A 23,813-nucleotide genomic window follows, 5' to 3' on the forward strand; every position below is an offset into this window, starting at 1 on the left:
ATGAAAAAAGTCTGGTTCGACGACGACCGTTATCACGATCAATGCGGCGTGTTCGGCGTGTTCGGGCATCCGGAGGCCGCCCACCTCACCTACCTCGGGCTCCACGCGCTGCAACACCGCGGGCAGGAGTCGGCGGGCATCGTCTCCTCCGACGGAGCGCGCCTGTTCGCCGAGCGGGGCATGGGCCACGTCGGCAAGGTCTTCTCCAAGTCGAACCTCGAGCGCCTGGCCGGGACCATGGCGATCGGCCACGTCCGCTATTCGACCGCGGGGGAGAGCAAGCTCGTCAACGCACAGCCTCTCCGGATCGAGGGCGGGCGCGGCGAGATGGCCATCGGCCACAACGGCAACCTCGTCAACGCCGCGCGTATGCGCTCCGACCTGGAAAAATCGGGCTCCATCTTCCAGACGACCTCCGACACCGAGATCATCCTCCATCTGATCGCGCGCTCCCCCCGTGAGAACCTCGAGGAGGCGATCGTCGACGCCCTGCAGCAGGTGGAAGGGGCCTACTCGCTCGTCTTCCTGTTTCCCGGGAAGATGGTCGCCGTACGGGATCCGCGCGGATTCCGCCCGCTGTCGCTGGGGCGGCTCGGCTCCGCGACGCTCGTCACCTCCGAGTCGTGCGCCCTGGACCTGATCGACGCCGAGTTCGTCCGGGATCTCCAGCCGGGCGAAATGCTGGTGGTCACGGAAGACGGGACCGCCTCCTATCATCCTTTTCCGGCGGTGGCGCCGTCGCCGTGCATTTTCGAATACGTCTATTTCGCGCGGCCCGACAGCCTGCTCTACGGGCGCAGCGTCAACGTGGTGCGCAAGCGCCTGGGCCGTGAGCTGGCCCGCGAGCAGCCCGCGGCCGCGGATCTCGTCGTGCCGGTGCCCGACTCGGGAGTGTCGGCGGCGCTCGGATACGCGGAGGAGTCGGGGCTGCCGTTCGAATTCGGCCTGGTGCGCAACCATTACGTGGGACGGACCTTCATCGAGCCCCGCCAGTCGATCCGCCATTTCGGCGTCAAGCTGAAGCTCAACACCGTCCGGAACATCATCGCCGGCCGGCGCGTGGTGCTGGTCGACGACAGCATCGTGCGGGGCACGACGAGCCGGAAGATCGTCGCGATGGTCCGGGCGGCGGGGGCCAAGGAGATCCACGTCCGGATCTCCTGCCCGCCGACGACCGGCCCCTGCCATTACGGGATCGACACGCCCCGGCGCTCGGAGCTGATCGCCTCGAGCCACTCGGTCGAGGAGATCGGCAAGTTCATCCAGGCGGACTCCCTCGGCTATCTCAGCCGGGACGGGATGTACCGCGCGGTCGGCGATCTGAAGGCCGATTTTTGCGACGCCTGCTACACGGGGAACTACCCCGTCCCCATTCCGCGCGAGGCGAAGCCGTCCCTGAAGGCCGCCGGAAAACCGGCCCGGTAGCCTCCCCGATGAAGCTCCGAGTCTCCCTGCTGCTGCTCGCCGCCCTCGGGCTGCAGATGCTGCCCGCCGGCGCCGGCTCCTTCTGCCGGGGCTGCGCGGCGCGCGCCTGCTGCCGGGCCGGGGGGCAAGCGCGCTGCTGTCCGCGGATGGCCGCCGGGTCCGCGCGGCCGGCCGAGGCCGGATGCCGGATCTCCTCGTGCGCGGCCGAAAGCCGCGACTCGACCCTTCCTGAGATACGGCCGGCGCGGCTCGCGCCGGCGCCGGCGTGCCCCGATCCGGGCCTCTCCGGCAGGCTCGCGGCCGCGCCGGGGCCGAGCGACGCCACTCCTCCGGCGAAGCCTCCGGCCACGCCTCCTCCCCGCGATCTCCTGGTCTGAAGCGCCGCGCCATCCGATCGATTCCGCCGGCGAGCGAAGAGGTCCCGGCAGGACGGTCGTTGGCCGCCTCAATTCCACGAGAAGCTCAGGAAGGAGCCAGACATGAACCTCCGGCGGATTCTCTGCGCCGCCGTCGCGGCGGCGCTCGTGTCGGCCGCTGTCTCGCCCTGCGAGGCAAGCTGCGGCTCGGCCAACTGCTTTCTCGTCACCGGGACCCAGGAGGGGCTCAACTCCCCCGGGCAGGTGACACTCGACCTGTCGTTCAAATACCTTCCCCAGGACCGCATGCTGCGCGGCAGCCGAAGCGTGGACGAAGTCCTGGTCCCGAAGATCGATTTTGAGAACCGGACCATCGAGCCGGATCACCATCGCGAAATTTCGACCCTCAACCTTCTCGGCGAAGCCGGGCTGAACGTCGGCGTGACGAAACGCTCCACCGTGTCGGTGGTCCTGCCGCTCTACGTCGAGAAGCGGCACGAGCACTTCGACGAAGTCGGGACGCCTGAGGAGCACTTCACCAATGCCGACGGAACCAGCGGTTTCGGAGACGTGCGGGTCCTGGGGCGCTACGCCCTGATTGCGGGGACGCAAAACCTGCTGATCGCGGGAGCCGGGATCAAGGTCCCCACCGGAGCGTACAAGCTTCGCGACGGGGAGGGGAGCATCAACGAGCCCGGCATCCAGCCCGGCTCGGGGGCGACCGACTACCTTGGGACGCTGCACTATGTCCACCAGTGGATTCCGAATCGGTGGGAGTATTTCCTGTCGGGAACGTACCAGCTCCGCGGCGAGAACTCCCTCGACTATCGTTTCGGAAGCCAGACTCTGGCCAATGCCGGGGTCCGCTTCAGCCCGGGATCGCGCCTGGTCCTCAGCCTCCAGCTCAACGGACAGGGGGCGCCCCACGATTCCTACCGGGGCCAGGTCGTGGACGGCACGGGCTCGAGGCAGATTGCGTTGACTCCGGGAATCACGATTTTCGGCTCCTCCGGAATCGGCTTCTACGCCCACGTGGCGGTGCCGGTCTACCAGAAAGTCAACGAGTCGCAACTCGTGCCCCGCACGGCGCTGGCCGTCGGACTGACGGGGACGTTCTAGGAGGCGTCATGAGAATCGGCCGGAGGCTGACGGGGATCGGCGCGGCGCTCCTGGCGGCCTCGTTCCTTGCGATCGCCGGCGTGGGGCCGCAGCCGGGCAGCCTCGCCCCCGATTTCGAGCTCAAGAGCCCCCAGGGAGCGGCCACCCGGCTCTCCTCGCTGCGAGGTCGGATCGTGGTCCTCCATTTCTGGGCGACCTGGTGCCCCCACTGTGTCGAGGAGATGCCGCTTCTCTCGCAGCTGGCCCGCGAGAGTGATCCGCGGCGCGTGACGGTCCTGGCCGTCAATCTCGGCGAGCCGGCGAGAAAAGTCTCGCGCTACCTGCGCTCGCGGCAACTCAGCCTTGACGTGCTCCTCGATGCGCGGGGCAAGGTGGCGAGAGCCTACGGAGTGGCGGGGCTGCCTTCGACGGTGATCGTGGACGCCTCGGGCAGGATCGTGAGGGAGATTTCGATGGGCAGCCTCGATCGCGAGGAATTCCGCCGAACTCTGAAACCCCTGCTCGAAAGAGTGGCACCGGGAGGCGGGCCGATCAAACCAGGAACTTGAGGAGCGCCGGCAGGGCAGCTTCGATTCCGGCGCGGCCGAGATCGTCCAGGAGCGTCGGCCGGCCTTCCTTCCGGGACGGCTGGGAGAGCAGGAATCCGATCGCCAGGGCCGCCGCCGTGCAGCCCAGGGGATGCCGCTCGAACCAGACACGCCAATCCAGCGAAGGGAGGCTGCCGCCCGATTTCAGTTCCTGGAGCGCTTGCTCGAGATCCTCCCGGGCCCGCGCGATCCCGGAGAGACAGGCCTCGATCTCCGGATCGCTCATCGCAGCCGCTCGAGCCACTCGGCATCCCGCTTGAGATCGGCCCGCGTCTCCGCCAGGAAATCGCGCAGCCGGCGCAGCCGCCTCCACCCGGCGCCCAGGAGAAGAAGCCCGGCGACGAGGCAGAATCCCGCCACCAGGAGGAAGCCGGCGGCGGGGGAGTCGAGAAGACGGCCGAGGAACAGCGCCGCACCGGCGCCGGTGAAGATCAAGGCCAGAAGCAAGGCGACCGCCAGGCCGGCCAGGAGGATCGCGGCCACCCGAAGCTCCGCCAAATCCCGCGCCATCTCCATCTGGGCGAGCCGCAGCTTCCCGGAGAGCAGCGAAGACAGGCTCTCGAGGAGACGGGAGAAGACGGAGAGCCGCTGCGCTTCGGGCGGCGGCGGGGGCGGCAGTTTTCCGGCGTCGGCCTCGGGCAAGACGCTACCTCCGCCGCAGGATCTTCCCGAGCAGGAATCCGGCGGCCAGGGCGCCCAGGAGCGTCTTTCCGGGATTCTCCCGGATGTACGCCCGGGCGTCGTGATAGACGTCCTCGAGACTCTTCCTCTTGAGAGCCTCGAGCTTGTCGCGCGAAGAATCCACGATCTCGCGAAGCTTCTCTCCGGCGGCGCCTTCGATCGTCGAAAATCGATCTGCGGCGCTCCGTCCCCCGGTCGAAGCGGACCGGCTCCCCCCCGCGTTTTCTGCATCGGACATGGCTTCCTCCTTGCGCCGGCTGGCGATGGCGACCAAATTATAGATCAGGGCGGGAGAGGTCCGGGGACCCAAGGGCGTGGTAAAATGACTGGCCTTTCCGTCCGGTCGAAAGGCGATGCTCCAAGTCCCCGATCCGGCCCCGTGGCATTCGTCGGCCCCGACAGGTCATGAACCGCAAGAACCCAGTGAAGGAGCAAGCGTGAATCTTGTCCCCGCCCGCAAACGGATCTCCGAGGTTCGTCCCTGGGAACGGGGTTGGTGGAAGCCCTGCAAGGGTAATCTCGGGGTGCTGATCCACCTGGTGACGATCCACGCTCTAGCCCTTGCGGGATTGATTCTGTTCCCCATCCCAGGGTGGAAGGTATTTCTCGTCGCGCTGGGTGCCGTCCTGCTCGGCGGGGCCGGGGTCACCGTCTGCTATCACCGGTATCTCGCCCACAAGACCCTGCGCATGAATCCGATCCTCGAGCAGATCTTGATCTTCTTCGCCGTGGCCAACGGCTCCGGAGCGCCGCTTTCGTGGTCCGCGAATCACCGGGCCCATCACTCGACTGCCGACACGGTGGAGGACGTGAGCAGCCCGCGCTACGGCGGGTTCTGGTGGGCGCACCTGCGCTGGCTGTACCAGTGGCCCGCCGGCGACGTGGAGCGATGGTGCAAGGACCTCGACAAGAAGCGCTACTGGATTTGGAACTACCTCCAGCTTCCCGTGCTCCTGGTGAGCCTGTTCGGAGGGGCCCTCCTGGGCGGCGCGGGCCTCTTCTGGATCGGCCCCATCCGTCTCGTCTATTCCCTGCACATGCAGTGCTTCGTGAACAGCCTGCTGCACCTTTCTCCGAAGCGCAACGTCGAGGGCGAGGATTCCAGTCAGAACATCTGGTGGCTGGGGCCCTTCCAGCTGACGGCCTGGGGCGAGAACTGGCACAAGAACCACCACTCGCTCCCCCGGACCGCGCGGTTCGGCCGGGCCTGGTACCAGATCGACATGGGCTGGTACACCATCTGCCTGCTGCGGAGTCTCGGCCTCGTCTCGCACGTCTACTCCGACGAGGGATCCCCCCGCTCCTGACGCCCGAGGGCCGGGCCTTTTCCGGCGGACGAACCTCCACGCCGGGGTCCGGCGCGCTCGCGCCGGAATTCCTCGCGGATCGCCGCCGCGGCCGCCCTCGTGCCGTTTCTGGCGGCGGTCGGCGTGTGGCTTGCGACCACCATCGCCCTGAACCAGAATAGAAGGACGCCGATCCCGCTTCGTCTCGACGCTCATCCGGAGGATCTCGCGCCCGTGGAAGCCATCCGCCAAGCCCGCGGTCCCGTCCTGCTCGGATTCGGAGGAAGGGATCCCTACCTGAGTCCGGGTCAGGTGGAGGGCCTGTTCCGCGAAGCTTTCTATCCCGCGACGCTATGGGTGGCTCAGAGAGCGGGGCACACCGATCTCTTCCGGATCAGTCCGAAGGCCTATCAAGTCAAAATGGACGTGTTCATCGCCTCGTCGCTCGGCTCGCCCGATCGAGGATGCCGGGGATGAGCTCGAAACGCGGCAAGGCGATCGTCGTGGGAGCGGGCGTCTTCGGCGCCACCGCCGCCCTGGAGCTGTGCCGGCGCGGCTGGCAGACGCTGCTGCTCGATCCGGGACCGCTGCCGCATCCGCGCGCCGCCTCGACCGACATCAGCAAGGTGGTCCGGCTGGCTTACGGCGCCGACGAGTTCTACACGGAGCTGATGGAGGAGGCGATTCCGATCTGGAGGGAGTGGAACGGCCGGTGGCCCGAGCCGCTCTTTCACGAGACCGGGGTCCTGATGATGACGCGCACCCCGATGCTTCCGGGTGAATTCGAGCTCGAGAGCTTCCGGATCCTGGAGAAGCGGGGAAGGCGCCCTCTGCGAGTGACTCAGGCCGACCTGCGCCGCCGCTTTCCCGGCTGGAGGGCGCAGCCCTACGTGGACGGCTTCTACCATCCCGAAGGAGGTTACGCCGAAAGCGGCAGAGTGATGGAGAAAATCCTCCAATGGGGGCGCCTCGAGGGAGTGGAGGTCCGGCCGGAGATTCGCTGCGCCGGCCTCCTGGAGGCGGGAGGACGGGTGACGGGAGTGGTGACCGGAGAGGGCGAGCGACTCACCGCCGACCGAGTGATCGTCGCAGCCGGGGCTTGGACGGCCGACCTGATCCCCGGCCTGGCCGGCCACCTGCGCCCGTCGGCGCACCCCATTTTCCATTTCAAGCCGCCCAACACGCGGCTCTACGATCCTCGGCTCTTCCCGGTCTTCACCGCCGATATCTCGCGCACCGGCTGGTACGGCTTTCCGTTGAACCGGGACGGGCTCGTCAAGATCGCCCGCCACGATCCGGGCCGCGTCCTGGACCCAAACGGCTCGCGGGACGTGAGCGCGGAGGAGGAGTCCGCGGTGCGCCGGTTCCTGGACGAGACCTTCCCGACGCTGGCGCCGCTGCCGATCATCGAGAAGCGGCTGTGCTTCTACTGCGACACGCGGGACGAGCATTTCTGGATCGACGGCGATCCCATGCGGCCGGGCCTGGTGGTCGCCTCGGGCGACAGCGGCCACGCCTTCAAGTTCGCCCCGGTGCTGGGGCGGATCATCGCCGACGTCGTGGAGGAGAAGCCCTCGCCGAACCTGCGGCGCTTCCGGTGGCGTCCCGAGCTCTCGGTGACGCGGGGCCAGGAAGAGTCGCGCTGGCACGGCTGAGCCTGGCCCGCCGGCCGGTTCCTCAAGCCTCCTCCGCAGCTCCGTCCGCACCGGCGCCGTGGCCCCGTCCCGGCGGCCTCGACGCCTCCTCGGGGCGATCCGGAACGAGGTCGATGGTCCGCGTCGGGTAAGGGATCACGATCCCTTCCTCCCGATAGCGGCGATGCAGCCGCTTGATGAATTCATGCCGGAGCAGCGGACCGGCTTCGAAGCTCGATGCCGTGAGGACGACGCGCAGGGCCACGCCCGACTCGCCGAAGGCGTCGTAGCGGATTCTCGGATCCTTCTCCCGCGCGCCTCCGTCGACCGATCGGAGGGTCTCCCGCGCGACCTCCAGAGTCAGGCGCTCGACCGCCGCCAGATCGCTGTCGTAATGGACCGCCAGCGTCACGGGAATCTCGATTTCGGGCCGCGGCAGGCTGAGGTTCGTGATCACGCTCTCCGCCAGGCGCGAGTTCGGGACGACCACCAGATCGTTCTGCGGCTGGCGAATCCGCGTGCTTCGCCAGCTGACCCGCTCGACGCGCCCTTCCTGCCCTCCTTCGAGCCGCACGAAGTGACCCGGCTCGATCGGCTTGTCGACGATCATGTGGATCCCGGCGAAGAGGTTCGCCAGCGTGTCCTTGAGCGCCAGGGCCACGGCCAGGCTGCCGATCCCCAGCGAGGCGAGCAGGGGAGTGATCGAGATCCCGATGCTGTCCAGAAAAATCAAGAGCCCGAGCGCGACGATGATCCCGCGGACGATTCCCTGGACGAGATCCCTCGTCCCCTGAAAAACCGGCGTCCTCGACGCGAGCCGATCCAAGGCTCCCCGGCACAGGCGATCCACGAAGAGGACGAGCGCCACGGCCAGGGCGGCGTCGAACATCACGTCGAACGCGCGATCTCCTTCCGGCGGCAGGGGCAGGATCCTTCCGAGGACGACCAGCCCGCCCGCCGCGACGGCGACGAGAAGCGGCGTGGAGAGCGCGGCGATCACGACGACGTCCCAGCTCCAGGGCGTTCGCGCGGCCATGCGCTGCAGGCCGCGCAGGACGATCACCTTGAACAGGTAGAAGAGAAACATCCAGAGGACGAAGACCGCCGGGCCGAGGAACCACGGAGAGAGCAGCAGCTCGTGGGCCGGGAGACTCAGGAGGAGATTCATGGCCGCTCAGTCTATCGAAGTGGCGGCGGTGAAGCCACCACGCGGTGCTGCCGCAGCGCGAGGGTCTCGCCCGCCGGAACTTACGGAGGTAGGATCCGTAGGGAACAGTGAGGTCCGTTCCCGAGCTTCTCCTCCCGGCCGTCGAGCGGCGGGCGCGGACCAGGTGGAAAGGGAAAGCTGATGTCGATCCATGACACCGCGTGCGTGCCTCCCCGGGCGGAGGGACGCCGCGCGGGAGAAGCCGGGCGGCGGCCTCCGGCCGAGGCGGCCGAAGAAAGGGGAGAAAGAATCCTGGCCCTCCTCGAGATCCAGATTCCGCCCGCGCCCGCGGTCGATCCGCAGCTCCGCCAGGCGGGGGGCGCCGCGTCGCGGATGCGGGCCCCGGCGTCATTCGTCGCGTAGGTCCCTATCCCTTGTTCCTGCAAGCGGATAGTTTTGACAGAGCGGAAATCGCTGTGCCATAATCCCGCCTTTCCAGCGCCCCCGGGCGCGCCAAGCGCCCTCCTGGACAGGAATCCCGTGCCCGGAGCTTCCAGCCGTTCCACGCCGCGGACCAAAAGGCCGCCGCCCCGCCGGGGCCTCTCGTATCGCGACGCGGGCGTCGACATCGACGCCAAGATGTCGGCCATCTCCCGCTTCTCCACCCTGGCCCGGACGACTTTCTCCCGGGCCGTGCTCAACGAGATCGGATCGTTCGGCGGTCTTTACGACCTCGCCGCCGAGCGGGCGCGCCGCCCGGTCCTGGTCAGCAGCATCGACGGCGTGGGAACGAAGCTCCGGATCGCTTTCCTGACCGGGCGGCACGGCACCGTCGGGCGGGACCTGGTGAACCACTGCGTCAACGACATCCTCGTGCAGGGTGCCGCGCCCCTCTTCTTTCTCGACTACCTGGCGACCGGGAAGGTCGAAGGCGAGGTGCTCGAGTCGGTGGTCGCCGGCATCGCCGCCGCCTGCAGGGACAACGGCTGCGCCCTCATCGGCGGCGAGACCGCGGAGATGCCGGGATTCTACGCGGACGGGGAATACGATCTGGCGGGATGCATCGTCGGAATCGTCGAGCGGGACGCCATCCTGGACGGTTCCCGGATTCGTCCGGGGGACGCGCTCCTGGGCCTGGCCTCCTCGGGGCTGCACACCAACGGTTTTTCGCTGGCCCGCAAGGTGCTGTTCGAGACGATGGGTCTCGGCGTCGATGCCTACGTTCCGGAGCTGGGGCGTCCGCTGGGCGAGGAGCTTCTGGAGCCCCACCGCTCCTATCTCGCCCTGCTCAAGCCCCTGCTGCGCGGCGGAGCGATCAAGGCGATGGCCCACATCACGGGGGGAGGCTTCACCGACAATCTTCCCCGGATCCTGCCGCATTCTTGCGACGCGGTGGTCGACCTGGGGGCCTGGACCCCCCCGGCGATCTTTCGGATGATTCGGGAAGGCGGCCGGATCCCGGCGGCGGAGATGCGCCGCACCTTCAATCTCGGCGTCGGCATGGTGCTGGTGACCGCGAAAGGGAAGTCGGAGGCGGTGCGGCGGCGGCTCGCCGCGAAAGGAGAGCGCGTCGTGGCGCTGGGCCGCATCGTCCGCGGCAGCCGGAGAGTGGTCTACGAAGGGGAGACTTCGTGAAGCCCGACGGCCGGATTGGCGTCCTGATCTCGGGCCGCGGCTCCAACATGCTGTCGATTCTGCGGGCGGCGGAGGAGCGCCGGATTCCCGCGGTCGTCGCGATCGTGATCAGCAACGAGCCGGACGCCCCCGGAATCTCCGCGGCGCGATCGCGCGGTGTGGAGGTGATCGTGCTGGATCATCGCGAGGCGGGAAGCCGCGAGGAGCACGACCGGCGGATCGTCGCGGCGCTGGAAGAGCGCCGCGTGGATCTCGTCTGCCTGGCCGGCTACATGAGGCTCCTCACGCCGGTCCTCTTGAGGGCCTACGCCGGCCGCATCCTGAACGTGCATCCCGCCTTGCTTCCGTCGTTCCCGGGGCTCGACGCCCAGAGGCGGGCGCTGGAGCACGGCGTCCGGCTCACCGGGGCGACCGTCCACTTCGTCGACGCCGGCGTCGACACCGGCCCGATCGTGCTGCAGGCCGCCGTCCCCGTCGAGCCCGAAGACACTCCCGAGATCCTCTCCGAGAGGATCTTGAAGGAGGAGCATCGGATCTATCCGGAGGCGGTGCGCCTGTTTTTCCAGGACCGGCTCCGCCTGGAGGGGCGCAAAGTGCGCATCCTCCCCCCCGCGCCGCCGGCATGAGCCTGCGTCTGGGGGCGGACGGCCGGACGGAGGATCGTGCGGCAGCGTGACATCGCGGAAGGAGGTCAGGGGCCGTGCCGGGGCACGCGAATTGCTCGCCCGCCAGGGACCGGGCGGAGGGCCTTCGGAGGTACGCCATGGATCCGCTCCAGCCCGCCGCCGTCCCGCCTCGACCGACCCGCCTCCAGGACATCGGACCGCCCATCGCCCGGCCGCGTGAAAAGATGCTCAAGTACGGCCCGCGGGCGCTGACCAACACCGAGCTGCTGGCCGTGGTCCTCGGAAACGGCGTCGAAGGCGAGAACGTGCTGCGCGTCGCCGAAGATCTCATGCGGCGTCACGGCGCCGAGGCGCTTCCGGGCCTCGATCTGCAGGGGTGGCGCCGCAGCCGGGGCGTCGGCGTCGTGAAGGCCTGCCAGATGACCGCGGCGTTCGAGCTCGCCCGGAGGATCCTCGTGAGGCCCGAGGCGGAGTTTCGCGTCTCCTCCCCGCGCGAGGCCTACGACCTGGTGCGGGACCTCAAGCGCGCCCGCAAGGAGCACCTCGTGGCCCTTTACCTCGACGCGCAGAACCACCTGATCTTGCGCGAGACGATCTCGATCGGCGCCCTGAACACGACGCGGACCCACCCGCGCGAGATTCTCCAGCCGGCGATCCTCCATTCGGCCCTGGCGTTCGTCCTGGTCCACAACCATCCGAGCGGATCCCTGGAGCCCAGCCGGGACGACCTCGATTTCACGCGGAGCATCGCCCGCGCCGGCGAGCTCATCGGCGTCGGTCTGACCGATCACCTGATCGTGAGCCCCCGAGGGTTCGTGAGTCTCAAGGAGCGGGGCGTCCTGTGAGCTTCCCCGGCGCCGACGAGCAGCTCGAAATCCTCCGCAAGGGGGCGTCGGAGATCATCCGCCTGGACGAGCTGAAGGCGAAGCTGGAGCGCTCGCGACGCGACGGAAAGCCGCTGCGCGTCAAGGTGGGATTCGATCCGTCGGCTCCCGACATCCACCTCGGGCACACGGTGGTGATTCGGAAGATGAAGCACTTCCAGGAGCTGGGACACGAGGTCGTGTTCCTCATCGGGGACTTCACCGGCCTCATCGGCGATCCGACGGGCGTCTCGAAAACCCGGCCCGTCCTCAGCCGCGAGGAGATCGATCGCAATGCCGAGACCTACCGGCGGCAGGTCTTCAAGATCCTCCATCCGGAGAAGACCGTCGTCGACTTCAACAGCCGCTGGCTCGGGGCGCTGAAGTCGGAGGAGTGGGTCCGCCTCGCCTCAAGGTACACCGTCGCCCGGATCCTCGAGCGGGACGACTTCACGCGCCGGTTCAAGGCGAATCAGCCGATCGGCCTTCACGAGTTCCTCTACCCGCTCGCCCAGGCGTACGATTCGGTGGCCCTCCAAGCCGACGTCGAGATGGGTGGGACCGACCAGAAGTTCAACCTTCTCGTCGGCCGGGAGATCATGCGCGAGTTCGGGATGGAGCCGCAGGTCGTGCTCACGATGCCGCTCCTGGAAGGGCTGGACGGCGTCGAGAAGATGAGTAAGTCCCTGGGAAACTACGTCGGCATCGACGAGCCGCCGCGCGAGATGTTCGGGAAGATCCTTTCCGTCAGCGACGATCTCATGTGGCGCTACTACGAGCTGTGCACCGACTTCTCCCTCGCCGACATCGCCCGCCTCAAGCGCCAGGTCGAATCGGGGGCGGTCCACCCGAAGCGCGCCAAGGCGGATCTGGCCAAGCGGATCATCGCCGATTTCCACTCGGCTCCCGAGGCGGAGGCCGCCGAGGCGGAATTCGAGAGGATCTTCGTGGCACGTCAGTCCCCGGACGCCGTGGAGGAAGTGGTCCTGCCGTGCGCTCCGGAGCCGATCTGGCTTCCCAAGCTCCTCGTCTCCTTGAACCTGGCGAAGTCGAACGCCGAGGCGACCCGCTTGATTCAGCAGGGAGGCGTCAGCCTCGACGGCGCCCGCGTCGAAGCCTCCGCGACCGAGCTGCGCGCCGTCTCTCCCGCCGAGCACCTCATCAAGGTCGGGAAGCGCCGGTTCGTCCGGGTCCTTTTCCGCTAGGCGTGGCGGTGAGGCCGGCCGCTCCCCGCGCGCTCTTGACTCTCGCCGTGGTCCTGGTGGCCGGCGTGGCGGGCTTCCCTTCCGGCAAGGTGACCGATCTCTTCTCCCGCGACGGCCGGATGCGGGGCGCATGCTTCGTGGCCGGAGGGCCGATCGGCCAGGCGGCGTTCGCTCCGCTGTTGGAGAACAACGTGGAATGGATCTCGCAGACCCCGTTCGGCTACGCCAGCACTCTCGACTCTCCGCGGATCGATCTGGCGACGCGCGGCGACATCTACTGGGGGGAGACGGATGAAGGGATCGCCGAGACGGCGCGCCTCGCGAAGAAGTTCGGGATCCGCACGCTCCTGAAGCCGCACGTCTGGATCGGCGGATGGCACGAGGCGGCCTGGAGCGGGGAGATCCGGATGAAGACCGAGGCCGACTGGAAGCGATGGTTCGACTCCTACCTCGCGTTCCTCCTGCATTACGCCGAGCTCGCGGAGAAGCACCGGATCGAGGCTCTCGCCGTGGGCACGGAGCTCCAGGGGACGACGCTCGGGCACGAGAAGGAATGGCGCGCGCTGATCGCCCGGGTCCGCCGCGTTTATTCGGGCCGCCTCACCTACACGGCGAACTGGGATCACGAGTTCGAGGGTCTGCCGTTCTGGGACGCGCTCGATTTCGCGGGAGTCCAGGCCTACTTTCCCCTCACCGATCGGGCGCGGCCGTCGATGCTGGAGCTGCTCGCGGGGTGGCGCCCGCACGTCGAGATGCTGGAGAGGGTCGCGGGAAGGATCCGCCGCCCCATCGTCTTCACCGAGGTGGGATACAAGAGCTCGGAGCGGGCCTCGATCCAACCCTGGCTCTGGAGGACGGAAGACCCCGTCGATCTGGAGGAGCAGGCGCGCTGCTACGAGGCGATGTTCCGCTCGGTGTGGGGCAAGCTCTGGTTCCGCGGAACGTTCATCTGGAAGTGGTTCCCCCTCTACGACCGGACGCGCAGCGCGAGCGACAACAATTTCACTCCGCAGGGGAAGCCGGCGGAGCAGGTCCTCGGACGGTGGTACCGCCAGACGGACCTTCCCGCCCGGCCGCACGCCCCCTTGTGAGCCGCGGAGGCCCGGGAACTCGATGAGCGCCTCACTGGCCGACCACCTGGAATGCTCCCGCTGCCGCCGGAGGACGTCCGCGGAAGCGCCCGCCGGCCTGTGCCCATGCGGCGCGCCGCTGTTGGTCCGCTATCGCCTGTCCCCGGGCGCCGTCTCCCGGGACGCCGTGGCGCGCCGTGCCGGCGGCGTGTGGAAGTATCGCGAGCTTCTTCCCGACGCGCCGCCGCTCACGCTGGGAGAAGGGGGGACGCCCCTGCTCGCGGCGCCCCGGCTGGCGGAGAGCCTCGGGCTGCGCCGCGTCTGGATCAAGGAGGAGGGGCTGAATGCGACGGGCTCCTTCAAGGCGCGCGGGCTCGCCGTCGCCGTCGCCGCGGCCCGGCGGCTCGGGATCGGGGCGCTGGCGATGCCTTCCGCGGGAAACGCCGGATCGGCCTTGGCCGCCTACGGGGCGGCGGCCGGGATTCCGGTCCACGTCTTCCTGCCCCGCGATACGCCGCCTCTCTTCTTCCGGGAAGCGGCGGGCTACGGCGCGGCGGTGCACCCGATCGCGGGGACGATCCGGGACTGCGCGCGGGCGATGCGCCCTCGCCTTGAGGCGGAGGGCTGGTTCGACCTCTCGACGCTGAAGGAGCCTTACCGCCTCGAAGGGAAGAAGACGATGGGCTTCGAGATTGCGGAGCAGCTGGACTGGAAGCTGCCCGATTGGATCCTGTATCCCACCGGCGGAGGAACGGGGCTGATCGGGATGATGAAGGCGTTCGACGAGATGGAATCGCTCGGCTGGATCGGCGCGGCGCGGCCCCGGATGGCGGCGGTCCAGGCGGCGGGATGTGCTCCGATCGTGCGGGCTTTCGAGCGCGGGGAGGAAACGGCCGAAGCCTGGGAGGATCCGCGCACTTCCGCCTGGGGATTGCGCGTGCCGGCCCCGCTCGGAGACTTTCTGATTCTGCAGGCGATCCGGCGGACCGGCGGGCTCGCCCTGTCCGTCACGGAAGAGGAGATCGCCGCCGGCGCGGAGAAGATGGCGAGGCTCGAAGGGATTCTCGCCTGCCCGGAGGGAGGCGCGACGTGGGCGGCCCTGGCGAAGATGGCCGTGGCGGGTCGGATCCGGCGCGACGATCGGGTCGTCCTTTTCAACACCGGTACCGGATTGAAGTATCTTGACACCGGCGCGGGCGATCGCGGAGCATGATCGGCCTGTGCAAGCCCGCCCGGAGATACGGAGGATCTCATTCATGCGCGCCCGGGGTCTTTGTGGCATCGTGCTGATGGCCGTGACGCTCGTTTCGCTCGCCGGGGTGATGGCGCAAACGCCCGGCAACGCGCCGCCCGCGCCGCGCAGCCGCGGATTGGAGACGCCCAAGGTCCTGCGCTGGGTATGCACCGATCATCTCTGCGGCGGCTGCGACGGGGCGTGCTCGCGGCGCGGCCACGTCGCCGTGAGCCGCGGCGGGCACTGCGCCTGCACTCCCACCGCGGGGAGCAAGCTCGACCAGGCGATCCGCGAGGCGTTTCAAGGCCATGTCAAGGGACGCTGAGAGGACCGGCAGCATGGACCGAATCGTTCTGCACGGGGTCCGCTTCCACGGCTTCCACGGCCTCACCCGGATGGAGAGGGAGGTCGGCGGCCGCTACTCGGTGGACGTGGAGATGACCTACGATATTTCGCGGGCCCTCGCCTCCGACCGGATCGGCGACACCGTCGATTACCGCAAAGTCCACCAGGTGATCCAGGAGATCGGCCGGGGGGAGTCCTACCGCCTCATCGAGGCGCTCGCCGGCCGGATCGTCACGACGATCCTCCAGCAATTCCCGGTCGACGAGGTCTTCATCCGCCTGCACAAGGAGACGCCGGTCCTGGACGGCATCGTCCAATCGGTCGGCGTCGAGATGCGCCGCCGGCGCGCCGATCTCTAGACTCCCAAGTCTTCGAGCAGCGGCGCCAGCGACGGAATCGGCGTGCGATCGGGGTGACGCTCCTGGAACGAGAGGGGAGCCTCGTGGCGGCGAATCAGCACTCCCTGCATGCCGGCCGCTTCCGCGCCGAGGACGTCGTCGCGCAGGTTGTCTCCGACCATCAGGATTTCCGGCGGCTCGAGGCCAAGCCGCTTCGCCATCCGCACGAAGAGCGCGGGGTCGGGCTTGAGAAGCCCCTCGTGGCAGGAGAGGAGGCGCGCGGCGGCCGCCGGGAAAGGGGGGTCCTCCAGAAAATTCAGGTCGAAGGACTGGGTGTTGGAGAGCAGCCCGAGGGGGAAACGGACCGCCAGGCGCCGAAAGGCCTCCGGGACGTCCGGAAACATGCGGGTCTGCAGGCAGGCCTCCCGCCAAAGGCGCACCAGGTCCTCCAGGACCTCTCCGCGAAGGGTCACGCCGAACTGGCGCGACAGGGACGCGATTCCCTCCTCGATCCCCGACATCGGCCGCAGCATCATCCCCCGCTCGATCGCCTTGGTCCAGCGGGGCGCCTCCGCCAAGCCGAAGGCGCGGCCGATTGCGACGATCGGATTCGGGCGGTGCTCGTTGTAGACCAGCGTGTTCCAAAGATCGAAGACGATCCCGCGGATGCGTCGCGGCGCCGGAGAAGGCATGCGATCGATTCTATGCTAAGATTCCGCCGCCTGTCGCTGGAGGTGCCAGGATCATCCGCCGAGTCGACGTTCATCCCGCCCGCCTTGCGCTGCTGATCCTCCTGGCAAGTCTTCCGCCCTGCCTGCTCGCCGATTCTCCCGAGCCCAAGCCCGCGTCGCCAGCGTCCGCCTCCCCGGAGGTGCGCATCGGGCTGACGACCGATCCGTTGCAAGCGAAGTTCTTCGGGACGGCGGGCCTGCAGATCCTGCACCCCACGAAGCTCACTCCGGTATGGAAGCCGAGGTTCGAGGAGCCGCTTTGGGTCGTGCTCGATCTGCCGCGCGGCGTCGTGCCGCGGTCCGTTTTTCGCGTGCAGGTCGGATCGTTCGGCACGGAAGCCGAGGCGGCGGCGGTCAAGGATCGTCTGGAGCATCTCGTTCCCGATCCGGCCTTCGTCTCGTTCAATCCCGAGCGCAACTCCTATCGGGTGCGGATCGGTCAATTCGAGAAGCGCGAGGAGGCCGCGTCGCTGACCGACCGGCTGCTGGGGGAGGGCTTCTCGGAGTTGTGGACGGCGGAAGAGGCGGCGCCCTCTTCGGGGAAGGCGCGCCTGCGCCTGGTCGATTCGCGATACTACTCGCAAGTCACCGATGCGAAATCGATCGTGATTCGCCCGTCCACGCCGGGAGGCACGATCGAGGTCGACGGCCAGCCGTACCGGGGATGGATGGAGGTCCGGATCCTCGGAGACAGTCTCAAGGTCGTCAACCAGGTCGGCATCGAGGACTATCTCCGCGGCGTGGTGCCGAACGAGATGGGTCCCGGCGTCTATCCGGAGCTCGAGGCGCTGAAGGCCCAGGCCGTGGCGGCGAGGACCTACATCGTGGCGAACCGCGGACAGTTCTCCGACTCGGGCTACGACATCTGCGATTCGCCCGGATGCCAGGTCTACAAGGGATTCGGCACCGAGCATCCGCTGACCAACCAGGCGGTCGAGGAGACGGCGGGGATCATTGCGGGCTTCAACGGCGCGCCGATCAAGGCGCTCTACACGTCGACGTGCGGCGGCCACACGGAGGACGGCGCGAACATTTTCCAGGATCTGAAGCTCCCCTACCTGAAAGGGACGGACTGCTACCCCGAATCGGCGGCCCCCGCCTTCCTGGTCGGACGGAACGATCTCCCCGCCGCCGACGCCGGCGACGGCACGTCCCTGGCCGCCGAGGCGGGCCTGCTCTACGTCTCGGGCGTGGTCGGCGAGGAGATCTTCAGGAAGAGATATCTCGAGGAGCAAGCGGAGCCGGCGGAGGCCCTTGGCTGGTGGCGGAAGGCGTTTTCCCTGATCGGCGCCGGCGGCGTTCCCGCGGGCTTCCGGTTCAAGGACGGCAGCGTTCTCGAATGGAGCCGCTTCCTGATCGCCGCGTTTGGCTGGGAGGAGCGCTCCCGGCTGATCCTCGATGCGCGCGATCTTCCCTATCTTCTTTCGACGCGGGACGCGGCGGAGATTCCGTCCGCCGACGCGCTGGCGGTGGCCTTCCTGCTGCGCTCCGGCATTCTCGTTCCCCATCCCGACAACTCGCTGCGGATCCGCGAGCGCCCCACGCGGGCCGTTCAGCTCGCCTGGATCTACCGGATCGCCGATCGTTTCCAGGCCCTCGCCGTGCGCCGCGGGATCTTCGACGCGCTCGAAGGACGGTCGATCCGCGTGGGGCACAAGGGAGAGAGCGAGACGTTCGATCTGGCGCCGTCGCTCTGTCTGTACCAGTCGTCCCGGTCGCGCAGTTTCCCGGCGCCCACCCTGGCGCTCGCCGTGGGAGACCCGATATCGTTCCATCTCAACGCCGAGGGGAAGATCGACGCCGTCCTGCTGGATGCCTCCTCCCGCGGCGCCGCCGACGATCGATCCAGCACGTACTATTCGTGGGAGGTCCGGTACTCGCGCCAGGAGATGGAGGACCTGATTCGCAAGCGCGTCGACGTGGGCAAGCTGTCGGACGTGGTGATCGCGAAGCGGGGCGTTTCGGGCCGGGTCATCCAGCTTAGGATCACCGGGAGCCGCGGCGCCTTCACCCTCAATGGCTTCAAGATTCGGACGGCGCTGGGGATCCGGGAGAACCTCTTCACGATCGAGCGGCAGCTCGATCCCGGCGGCGGCGTCCGGGCTTTCACCATCGCCGGCAAGGGGTGGGGGCACGGTGTGGGGCTGTGCCAGGTCGGCGCGTACGGCATGGCGGTCCGGGGCGAGACATTCGATCGGATCCTGAAGCACTATTACTCCGGCATCGATCTGATCCGGGCCTATTAGATTGACAATGGAAAGTTTCGAGGGATATCATCGCTCGCCCATGAGCCGTTCTTCCGACTCCGGAGAGCAGAATTCCGGCGCCCCTCCCGCGATGCATCGGGCGACCGGCGCTCGGGAAGGCGATTTTTCGGGTCGGCTCAAGGCCCTTTCGATCTCCGACGTCCTCGAATTCCTGCGCGTCCTGAACCGGCGCGGCTGCCTGACGTTGCGTCACGGCGAGCGGCAGGTCACTTTGCAAGTGCGGGAGGGTCTGCTCTCGGGCGCCGTCTGCCGGGGGGAGGAGGGAAGTCTCGCAGGCTTTCTCTTCCGCGAGGGACAGATCACCCAGGGACAGTACGAATCGCTGCAGGAGCGGGAGAAGAACGGGGAGCGCGTCGCCCGGAGTCTCATCGAAGCGGGGGTCCTGAGCCCGAAGGGAGTCTGGGACGCCCTGCGAAGGCAGGCCCGGAGCGTGGCCCTCGGCCTGTTCGAATGGGAGCAGGGAGAGTTCCAGTTCCGGGAGGGCGAGGAGACGGGTTTCGGGATGGAGGTGGGCCTCCCCATCCTGGAGCTGATTGCCGACGGGATCCGCTCGGTGAGGGAGACGCGGTTGTTCAGCGCGCGGATGCCTTCCGGAGCGTCGATCTTCGAAGCCATTCCGGAGCTGGAGCGCAAGGTGTCGATTCCGCTGGAGCCTCACGAGCGCTACGTGCTGGGCCTGATCGACTCCCGCCGGACGCTCGCCCAAGTCGGGCAGGCGAGCGAGATCGGCGAGGCGGAAACGCTGCGGGTCATCTTCCTGTTGTTCTCGATCGGCTACCTGAAGATGAAGGTCTTTCACGCTCCCCCCGAGCCGTCCCGGGACGCGGAGGCGCTGCCGCTCATCCGCCGGTACAACGAGATGTTCGCGTTCCTGCACCGCTACCTGGTGAAGGAGGTCGGGCCGATCGGCGAGGCGGTCATGGGCCGCTATTTCGAGGACCAGCAGAAGGCGCAGCCCGTCCTGCTCTCCGACGGACGTCTCGGCCGGGACGGCACGCTGGACGAGAGGCTTCTCCTGCGCAATCTCGGCGCCGCCGGCGACGGGGGGGGCGGCATGGAGAAGCTCGTGGACGGCCTGAATGAGCTGTTGTACGCCGAGCTGCTGGCCGTGCGCCGCACCCTCGGAGCCAGCCATGAAGGCAGGGCGGTGCAGGGACTTCGCGAGCTCGGATTGCAGCCCGTGATCCATTCCGAGGTCGCCATGGAGTCCTCCCGAAAGGAGTAAAGCCTTGGTGACGCTGCTTCGCACGCTCGGCTTCCTGGCGATCGCCGGCGGGCTCCTCTGGATGGTCGTGGCGGAGCTGGTGCTTCACGAAGGCCGCGGAGCCCAGGTCCGCTTGCTATTGGTCGGCGGCGTCCTCTTCCTGGGAGCTTCCGTGGTGCTTTCGATGATGGGACGCGTCTCCGCCAAGGTGGCGGGCCGCAAGTGCCGGCGTTGCGGGAAACCGGTGCAGCACGGCCACATCTACTGCTCCGACCATCTGAAAGAGGCGGTGAACGAGTTTCGCGACCATCAGCGGCAGAAAGGCGACGGGGGTTGAAGGGGGGCGACGCGGCGCCCGCCGGCAAGGCGGTCGTCCTCGTGGGCCCGACGGCGTCCGGCAAGAGCGATATGGGCTGCGCCCTGGCGCGGCGCTTCGGCGGCTGGATTCTGAGCGTCGACTCGATGGCCGTCTACCGCGGCCTGGACATCGGAACGTCCAAGCCGGCGCCCGAGGTCCGGAGCGCGATCCCCCATCGGGGGCTCGATCTCGCGGATCCCGCGGAAGGTTTCTCGCTGGGGGACTTCATCCGGGCGGCCGACGCGGCGCTGGCGGAGATGCGCTCCCGCCGGGCGCTTCCGATCCTGGTCGCGGGAACGGGCTTGTACCTGCGCGGCGTCTTGAAAGGGGTGGCCGCGCTCCCGAGGCGGGACGTGGCATTTCGCCGCCGGATGCTGGAACGGGAGAGGATTGAGGGGCCCGGGACGCTGCACCGCCTCCTCGAGGAGGCGGATCCGCCGTCCGCGCGGCGCATCTCGCCGGCGGATCTCCAGCGCCTCGTGAGAGCTCTGGAGCTCGGCGAGGGCGGGTTCCGCGACTCGCTGGCCAAGCCCGGGGCGGAATGGCGCGGATCGGATCGCTTCCCGAGCGTCAAGGTGGGGATCCGGCGCAGCCGAGAGGAGCTGGAGCGCCGGATCCGGGAGCGGCTCGATCAGTTCCTGGCGCGAGGCCTCCTGGAGGAGACACGCCAGCTTCTCCGGCGGGTTCCCGCTTCCTCGAACGCCTTCAAGGCGCTGGGCTACCGGGAGCTGGTCGATCACCTGCAAGGGCGGTGCGATCTCGAGACGGCCCGGCGCGAGACGGTGAGGAACACGCTGCGATACGCAAAGCGGCAAATGACCTGGTTCCGCAAGGAGCCCGGTGTTCGTTGGTTCGATCTGACGGGTCCGGCCGAATCCGCGGTTTCCGCCATCGGGGACCACGTTGAGGAGGAGCTGGGCCGGTCGCTCGACGGCGCGGAGTGATCCCGCGGCCCCGTCGTCCGGAGGAGACGCCATGGAGAAGGACCCGTCGCCCAACATCCAGAACGATTTTTTCAACCAGATCCGGAAGGAGAAGGCGCGAGTCGTCGTCTACCTGAACAGCGGCCGGAAGCTCACGGGGCGCATCAAGAGCTTCGACAAGTTCACGGTGCTCCTGGACAACGGCCAGGGCGAACAGATGATCTTCAAGCACGCCATCGCCTCGGTGGTCAGCGCCAAGACGTTCGGAAACTACATGACTTTCGAATCCTCTCCCGGTAAGGGAAAGGAGGCGGCGGAGCCGCCGCCGGCCGGCGCCGGAGAAGTCGAAGCGGACGAGGGCGGGGACGCGGCGGAGTAAAATTCCTCCCAAGCCTCCCGGAGGCGCTTTGGGTTTCACGCTCGCGAACCTGGTGACGATCGCGAGGATGGTGCTGGTCCCGGCCTTCATCATGCTCGTCGTCTCCAACCATCCCGGATGGGCGCTCGGCGTCTTCGCCGCGGCCGGGATCAGCGACGCCGTCGACGGCTTCATCGCGCGCCGCTTCGGCCAGGGAAGCGAGCTGGGCGTTTTTCTGGATCCGATTGCGGACAAACTGTTGGTGACCGCCGCGCTGGTGGTTCTCTCCCTGCCCGATCATCCGGCCTCCTTCCCCCATTTCGCGCTGCTCAACCGGTTCCCGATTCTCCTGACGATTCTCACGATCAGCCGGGACGTGCTGATCGTCCTGATCGCGCTGGTGATCCACCTCGCCACGGGCCTGAGCCGCTTCCCTCCCACCCTCTACGGGAAAATCACCACCGTGGTCCAGGTCGTCACCGTCTGTGTCATCCTCCTGTACAACTCGCTGGAGGTTCGTTCCACCGCCATCGTGCCGGGGCTGGTCTACCTCACCCTGGCGGCCACCCTCTTCTCGGGCTTCCATTACATCGTCCACGGGGCGCGGCTGGCGGGATCGGCGCCCGACCTCGGCCGGTAGGACCTCCGCCCGAGGTTGGGGCCCTCTCCCGCTGCGGCCCGTGTCTAGGAATTCCAGTTCAGCTCGGTGCGGATGCTGATCGGCTCGTGAGGATCGGGAAAGAAGGCTTCGAACGTGCCCGATTGGCGCGAACCCAGCAGCGCCGGGGAAAGGGGAACCGTGGTGGATCCCAGGAGCCTCCCCGCGGGATCGGTGAGCAGGATGCGGATCTCGACGTCGGTGGCCCGTCCAAGCCCGGTGTTCAGGACCGAGCCCATGACCCGCAATCGTCCGTCGGAGGTGATCTCGTGCGTGTTGCTGAGAAACTGCAGGTTGGCGCGGGCTGCCTCCTTCATGCGCTCGAGCCGTGGCGGAAGGCTGATGGCGCCCCGGACCAGCCTCGAGCCGAGGCCGGGAGGCGAGACCTCGCTGGTCGAAGAGATGATGTCGGTGCCCGGATTCGACGCGGGAGACCCGGGGGCTCCCGGCGGCCGCTCCGGTGGCGTCGCGTCGCGATGCGGCCGTTGCCGGCCGAGTCCCCAAGCCCCCAGCAGGATCAGGAGCAGCAGAGAAGCGAGGATCCACGCCCCGGAGGAGCGGGAGGAGGGCCGGTCGGCGGCGGGCGGCGCCATCCGCGGCGCGGCGGCCGGGCTCGCGGCGAGCCGCGCGGTCTCGGCCCCGGACCGGAAGCGATCGATCTCCCGCAGGAGCAGGTCGTAGTTTTGCGGGCGATCCTCGATGCGCTTGGCGAGCATCTTCTGGATTAGGCTGACCAGCGGATAAGGCAATCCGGGAGTGAGCTGGCGGGGATTGCGCACCGGCTCCCGCGCGTGCTTGAGGATGATCGAGACCGGGGTCGGCCCGTCGAAGGGGGGGCGCCCGGTGACCAGCTCGTAGAGTGTCGCCCCCAGGGAGTAGATGTCGCTGCGGAGATCGGAGGGCTGGCCGCAGGCCTGCTCGGGCGCCATGTAGTTCGGCGAGCCGAGGACCTCTCCCGCGAGGGTGAGTCCCGAATCGGCCACGACGATTTTGGCCAGCCCGAAGTCGGTGACCTTGAGGATCCCCTCGCCCGTGAGCATCAGGTTGCTCGGCTTGATGTCGCGGTGGACGATCCCCCGCGCCGCGGCGGCCTTCAGGCCCAGCGCCGCCTGCCGCATGAGGTCGGCCGCCTCCGCGGCAGGAAGCTTGCCGCGCTCGCGCACCAGCGTCTCCAGCGATTTCCCTTCCAGGAACTCCATGGCGAAAAACGGCTGTCCCGCCTCCTCGCCGATGGTGTAGATCTGCGTCACGTTGGGATGGGAAAGAGAAGCCGCGGCGCGGGCTTCGCGAAGAAATCTCTCGCGATAGCCGGCATCGCGCGCCAGGTCCGCGCGGAGCGTCTTCAGCGCCACGGTGCGGCTGAGGCTCGCGTCCCATCCACGATAGACGATCCCCATTCCTCCGGCGCCGAGAGTGTCGCGGACTTCATACGGTCCCATGCGGACCGGCCGCGCTTCCGGGTAACCCTGCGGGGCCGGCGGGGAGGAGGCGCCCGTCTCACCCCCCAGCTTCTGGGTGCCGCCGCCCGCCCGGGCTCCCTCCTGGAAGGCCAGAGAGGCGCCGCAACGGGCGCAGGCGCGGTGTCCGGCGGAGCCCGAAGGGTGGGCTTCACTCTCCTGGCGCTCTCCGCAATGAGGACAGATCACTGGCGACATCCCGGCTCCATTACATCCCTGTAATCGCGGCGGCCGCACCCAGGGCCTCTCGGGGCGGGCCGAACCTCCTTGGGAATCTATTCCGCGCCGGAGGGAAGTCAATGGGAG

Annotated in this window: 28 protein-coding genes; 22 read left to right on the forward strand and 6 right to left on the reverse strand. The window is 68.2% G+C overall.

Annotation, left to right across the window (positions count from 1 at the left end; all coding sequences use genetic code 11):
* The 4 genes from purF (at position 1) to VGR67_02550 (ending at position 3,448) form a co-directional block, all read left to right on the forward strand.
* Positions 1-1,425 carry an amidophosphoribosyltransferase gene (purF, locus tag VGR67_02535; GenBank protein HEV8335277.1) on the forward strand — a complete coding sequence of 475 codons (1,425 nt, stop codon included), beginning with the start codon at positions 1-3 and terminating at the stop codon, positions 1,423-1,425.
* Positions 1,426-1,433: 8 nt separating this feature from the next.
* Positions 1,434-1,802: a hypothetical protein gene (locus tag VGR67_02540; protein ID HEV8335278.1), complete on the forward strand. Its 369-nt coding sequence runs from the start codon at positions 1,434-1,436 to the stop codon at positions 1,800-1,802.
* Between the two features lie 102 nt (positions 1,803-1,904).
* Entirely contained in the window at positions 1,905-2,900 is a 996-nt protein-coding gene (locus VGR67_02545; GenBank protein ID HEV8335279.1) for a hypothetical protein, read from the forward strand.
* Between the two features lie 8 nt (positions 2,901-2,908).
* Complete coding sequence (locus VGR67_02550; GenBank protein ID HEV8335280.1) at positions 2,909-3,448, forward strand: TlpA disulfide reductase family protein; 540 nt, start codon at positions 2,909-2,911, stop codon at positions 3,446-3,448.
* On the opposite strand, the gene VGR67_02555 is transcribed toward VGR67_02550, so the two are convergent.
* From VGR67_02555 to VGR67_02565, 3 genes are read right to left on the reverse strand one after another with little or no spacing between them, the layout of a single operon-like run.
* A complete protein-coding gene (locus VGR67_02555; protein HEV8335281.1) occupies positions 3,432-3,713 on the reverse strand; it encodes a hypothetical protein in 282 nt (93 codons plus the stop codon). The genes VGR67_02550 and VGR67_02555 overlap by 17 nt on opposite strands.
* Positions 3,710-4,129, reverse strand: coding sequence for a phage holin family protein (locus VGR67_02560; protein ID HEV8335282.1), 420 nt, complete (start codon positions 4,127-4,129; stop codon positions 3,710-3,712). Before VGR67_02560 ends, VGR67_02555 begins: the two co-directional genes overlap by 4 nt.
* A gap of 4 nt (positions 4,130-4,133) precedes the next feature.
* Positions 4,134-4,406, reverse strand: a complete 273-nt coding sequence (locus tag VGR67_02565; GenBank protein HEV8335283.1) for a hypothetical protein — start codon at positions 4,404-4,406, stop codon at positions 4,134-4,136.
* A 199-nt stretch (positions 4,407-4,605) separates the two neighbouring features.
* Between VGR67_02565 and VGR67_02570 the strand changes: the two genes are divergently transcribed.
* The 3 genes from VGR67_02570 to VGR67_02580 all read left to right on the forward strand — a co-directional run bounded on the left by VGR67_02570 (position 4,606) and on the right by VGR67_02580 (position 7,109).
* Positions 4,606-5,475, forward strand: coding sequence for a fatty acid desaturase (locus VGR67_02570; GenBank protein ID HEV8335284.1), 870 nt, complete (start codon positions 4,606-4,608; stop codon positions 5,473-5,475).
* 99 nt (positions 5,476-5,574) lie between these two features.
* A complete protein-coding gene (locus VGR67_02575; protein HEV8335285.1) occupies positions 5,575-5,931 on the forward strand; it encodes a hypothetical protein in 357 nt (118 codons plus the stop codon).
* Complete coding sequence (locus VGR67_02580) at positions 5,928-7,109, forward strand: FAD-dependent oxidoreductase (GenBank protein HEV8335286.1); 1,182 nt, start codon at positions 5,928-5,930, stop codon at positions 7,107-7,109. The genes VGR67_02575 and VGR67_02580 overlap by 4 nt, the downstream gene beginning before the upstream one ends.
* A gap of 22 nt (positions 7,110-7,131) precedes the next feature.
* Here the strand turns inward: VGR67_02580 and VGR67_02585 are convergent, their stop codons facing one another.
* Positions 7,132-8,256 carry a mechanosensitive ion channel family protein gene (locus tag VGR67_02585; GenBank protein ID HEV8335287.1) on the reverse strand — a complete coding sequence of 375 codons (1,125 nt, stop codon included), beginning with the start codon at positions 8,254-8,256 and terminating at the stop codon, positions 7,132-7,134.
* A 180-nt stretch (positions 8,257-8,436) separates the two neighbouring features.
* Here VGR67_02585 and VGR67_02590 point away from each other — a divergent pair, with 180 nt between their 5' ends.
* The 9 genes from VGR67_02590 to folB all read left to right on the forward strand — a co-directional run bounded on the left by VGR67_02590 (position 8,437) and on the right by folB (position 15,572).
* Positions 8,437-8,658, forward strand: a complete 222-nt coding sequence (locus tag VGR67_02590; protein HEV8335288.1) for a hypothetical protein — start codon at positions 8,437-8,439, stop codon at positions 8,656-8,658.
* Positions 8,659-8,775: 117 nt separating this feature from the next.
* Entirely contained in the window at positions 8,776-9,870 is a 1,095-nt protein-coding gene (purM, locus tag VGR67_02595) for a phosphoribosylformylglycinamidine cyclo-ligase (GenBank protein HEV8335289.1), read from the forward strand.
* The gene (gene purN / locus VGR67_02600; protein HEV8335290.1) at positions 9,867-10,496 is read left to right on the forward strand and encodes a phosphoribosylglycinamide formyltransferase; all 630 of its coding nucleotides are present in this window, start codon (positions 9,867-9,869) and stop codon (positions 10,494-10,496) included. Before purM ends, purN begins: the two co-directional genes overlap by 4 nt.
* A gap of 137 nt (positions 10,497-10,633) precedes the next feature.
* A complete protein-coding gene (gene radC, locus VGR67_02605; GenBank protein ID HEV8335291.1) occupies positions 10,634-11,341 on the forward strand; it encodes a DNA repair protein RadC in 708 nt (235 codons plus the stop codon).
* Positions 11,338-12,564 carry a tyrosine--tRNA ligase gene (gene tyrS, locus VGR67_02610; GenBank protein ID HEV8335292.1) on the forward strand — a complete coding sequence of 409 codons (1,227 nt, stop codon included), beginning with the start codon at positions 11,338-11,340 and terminating at the stop codon, positions 12,562-12,564. Before radC ends, tyrS begins: the two co-directional genes overlap by 4 nt.
* Positions 12,565-12,572: 8 nt before the next feature.
* Positions 12,573-13,655, forward strand: a complete 1,083-nt coding sequence (locus VGR67_02615) for a hypothetical protein (protein ID HEV8335293.1) — start codon at positions 12,573-12,575, stop codon at positions 13,653-13,655.
* 22 nt (positions 13,656-13,677) lie between these two features.
* Positions 13,678-14,847 carry a threonine synthase gene (locus VGR67_02620; GenBank protein ID HEV8335294.1) on the forward strand — a complete coding sequence of 390 codons (1,170 nt, stop codon included), beginning with the start codon at positions 13,678-13,680 and terminating at the stop codon, positions 14,845-14,847.
* Between the two features lie 43 nt (positions 14,848-14,890).
* Positions 14,891-15,193, forward strand: a complete 303-nt coding sequence (locus VGR67_02625) for a hypothetical protein (protein HEV8335295.1) — start codon at positions 14,891-14,893, stop codon at positions 15,191-15,193.
* Between the two features lie 13 nt (positions 15,194-15,206).
* The gene (gene folB, locus VGR67_02630) at positions 15,207-15,572 is read left to right on the forward strand and encodes a dihydroneopterin aldolase (protein ID HEV8335296.1); all 366 of its coding nucleotides are present in this window, start codon (positions 15,207-15,209) and stop codon (positions 15,570-15,572) included.
* Here the strand turns inward: folB and VGR67_02635 are convergent.
* Complete coding sequence (locus VGR67_02635) at positions 15,569-16,243, reverse strand: HAD family hydrolase (GenBank protein ID HEV8335297.1); 675 nt, start codon at positions 16,241-16,243, stop codon at positions 15,569-15,571. The two genes, folB and VGR67_02635, sit on opposite strands and share 4 nt — an antisense overlap.
* A gap of 206 nt (positions 16,244-16,449) precedes the next feature.
* On the opposite strand from VGR67_02635, the gene VGR67_02640 reads away from it, so the two are divergent.
* The 6 genes from VGR67_02640 to VGR67_02665 are packed head-to-tail and all read left to right on the forward strand — an operon-like array spanning position 16,450 to position 22,032.
* On the forward strand, positions 16,450-18,528 hold the full coding sequence (locus tag VGR67_02640; protein ID HEV8335298.1) for a SpoIID/LytB domain-containing protein: 2,079 nt from the start codon (positions 16,450-16,452) through the stop codon (positions 18,526-18,528).
* Positions 18,529-18,568: 40 nt separating this feature from the next.
* A complete protein-coding gene (locus tag VGR67_02645) occupies positions 18,569-19,774 on the forward strand; it encodes a DUF4388 domain-containing protein (GenBank protein HEV8335299.1) in 1,206 nt (401 codons plus the stop codon).
* 7 nt (positions 19,775-19,781) lie between these two features.
* A complete protein-coding gene (locus tag VGR67_02650; GenBank protein HEV8335300.1) occupies positions 19,782-20,090 on the forward strand; it encodes a hypothetical protein in 309 nt (102 codons plus the stop codon).
* Positions 20,087-21,055 (forward strand): tRNA (adenosine(37)-N6)-dimethylallyltransferase MiaA, encoded by a 969-nt coding sequence (miaA, locus tag VGR67_02655; GenBank protein ID HEV8335301.1) that lies wholly within the window; start codon positions 20,087-20,089, stop codon positions 21,053-21,055. The genes VGR67_02650 and miaA overlap by 4 nt, the downstream gene beginning before the upstream one ends.
* Before the next feature lie 31 nt (positions 21,056-21,086).
* Positions 21,087-21,413, forward strand: coding sequence for an RNA chaperone Hfq (hfq, locus tag VGR67_02660; protein ID HEV8335302.1), 327 nt, complete (start codon positions 21,087-21,089; stop codon positions 21,411-21,413).
* 28 nt (positions 21,414-21,441) lie between these two features.
* Entirely contained in the window at positions 21,442-22,032 is a 591-nt protein-coding gene (locus VGR67_02665) for a CDP-alcohol phosphatidyltransferase family protein (GenBank protein HEV8335303.1), read from the forward strand.
* A gap of 44 nt (positions 22,033-22,076) precedes the next feature.
* Here VGR67_02665 and VGR67_02670 read toward each other — a convergent pair whose 3' ends face one another.
* Positions 22,077-23,705: a protein kinase gene (locus VGR67_02670; protein ID HEV8335304.1), complete on the reverse strand. Its 1,629-nt coding sequence runs from the start codon at positions 23,703-23,705 to the stop codon at positions 22,077-22,079.
* Between the last annotated feature and the right edge of the window lie 108 nt (positions 23,706-23,813).

The sequence above is a fragment of the Candidatus Polarisedimenticolia bacterium genome (assembly GCA_036004685.1).
Lineage (GTDB): Bacteria > Acidobacteriota > Polarisedimenticolia > Gp22-AA2 > AA152 > DASYRE01.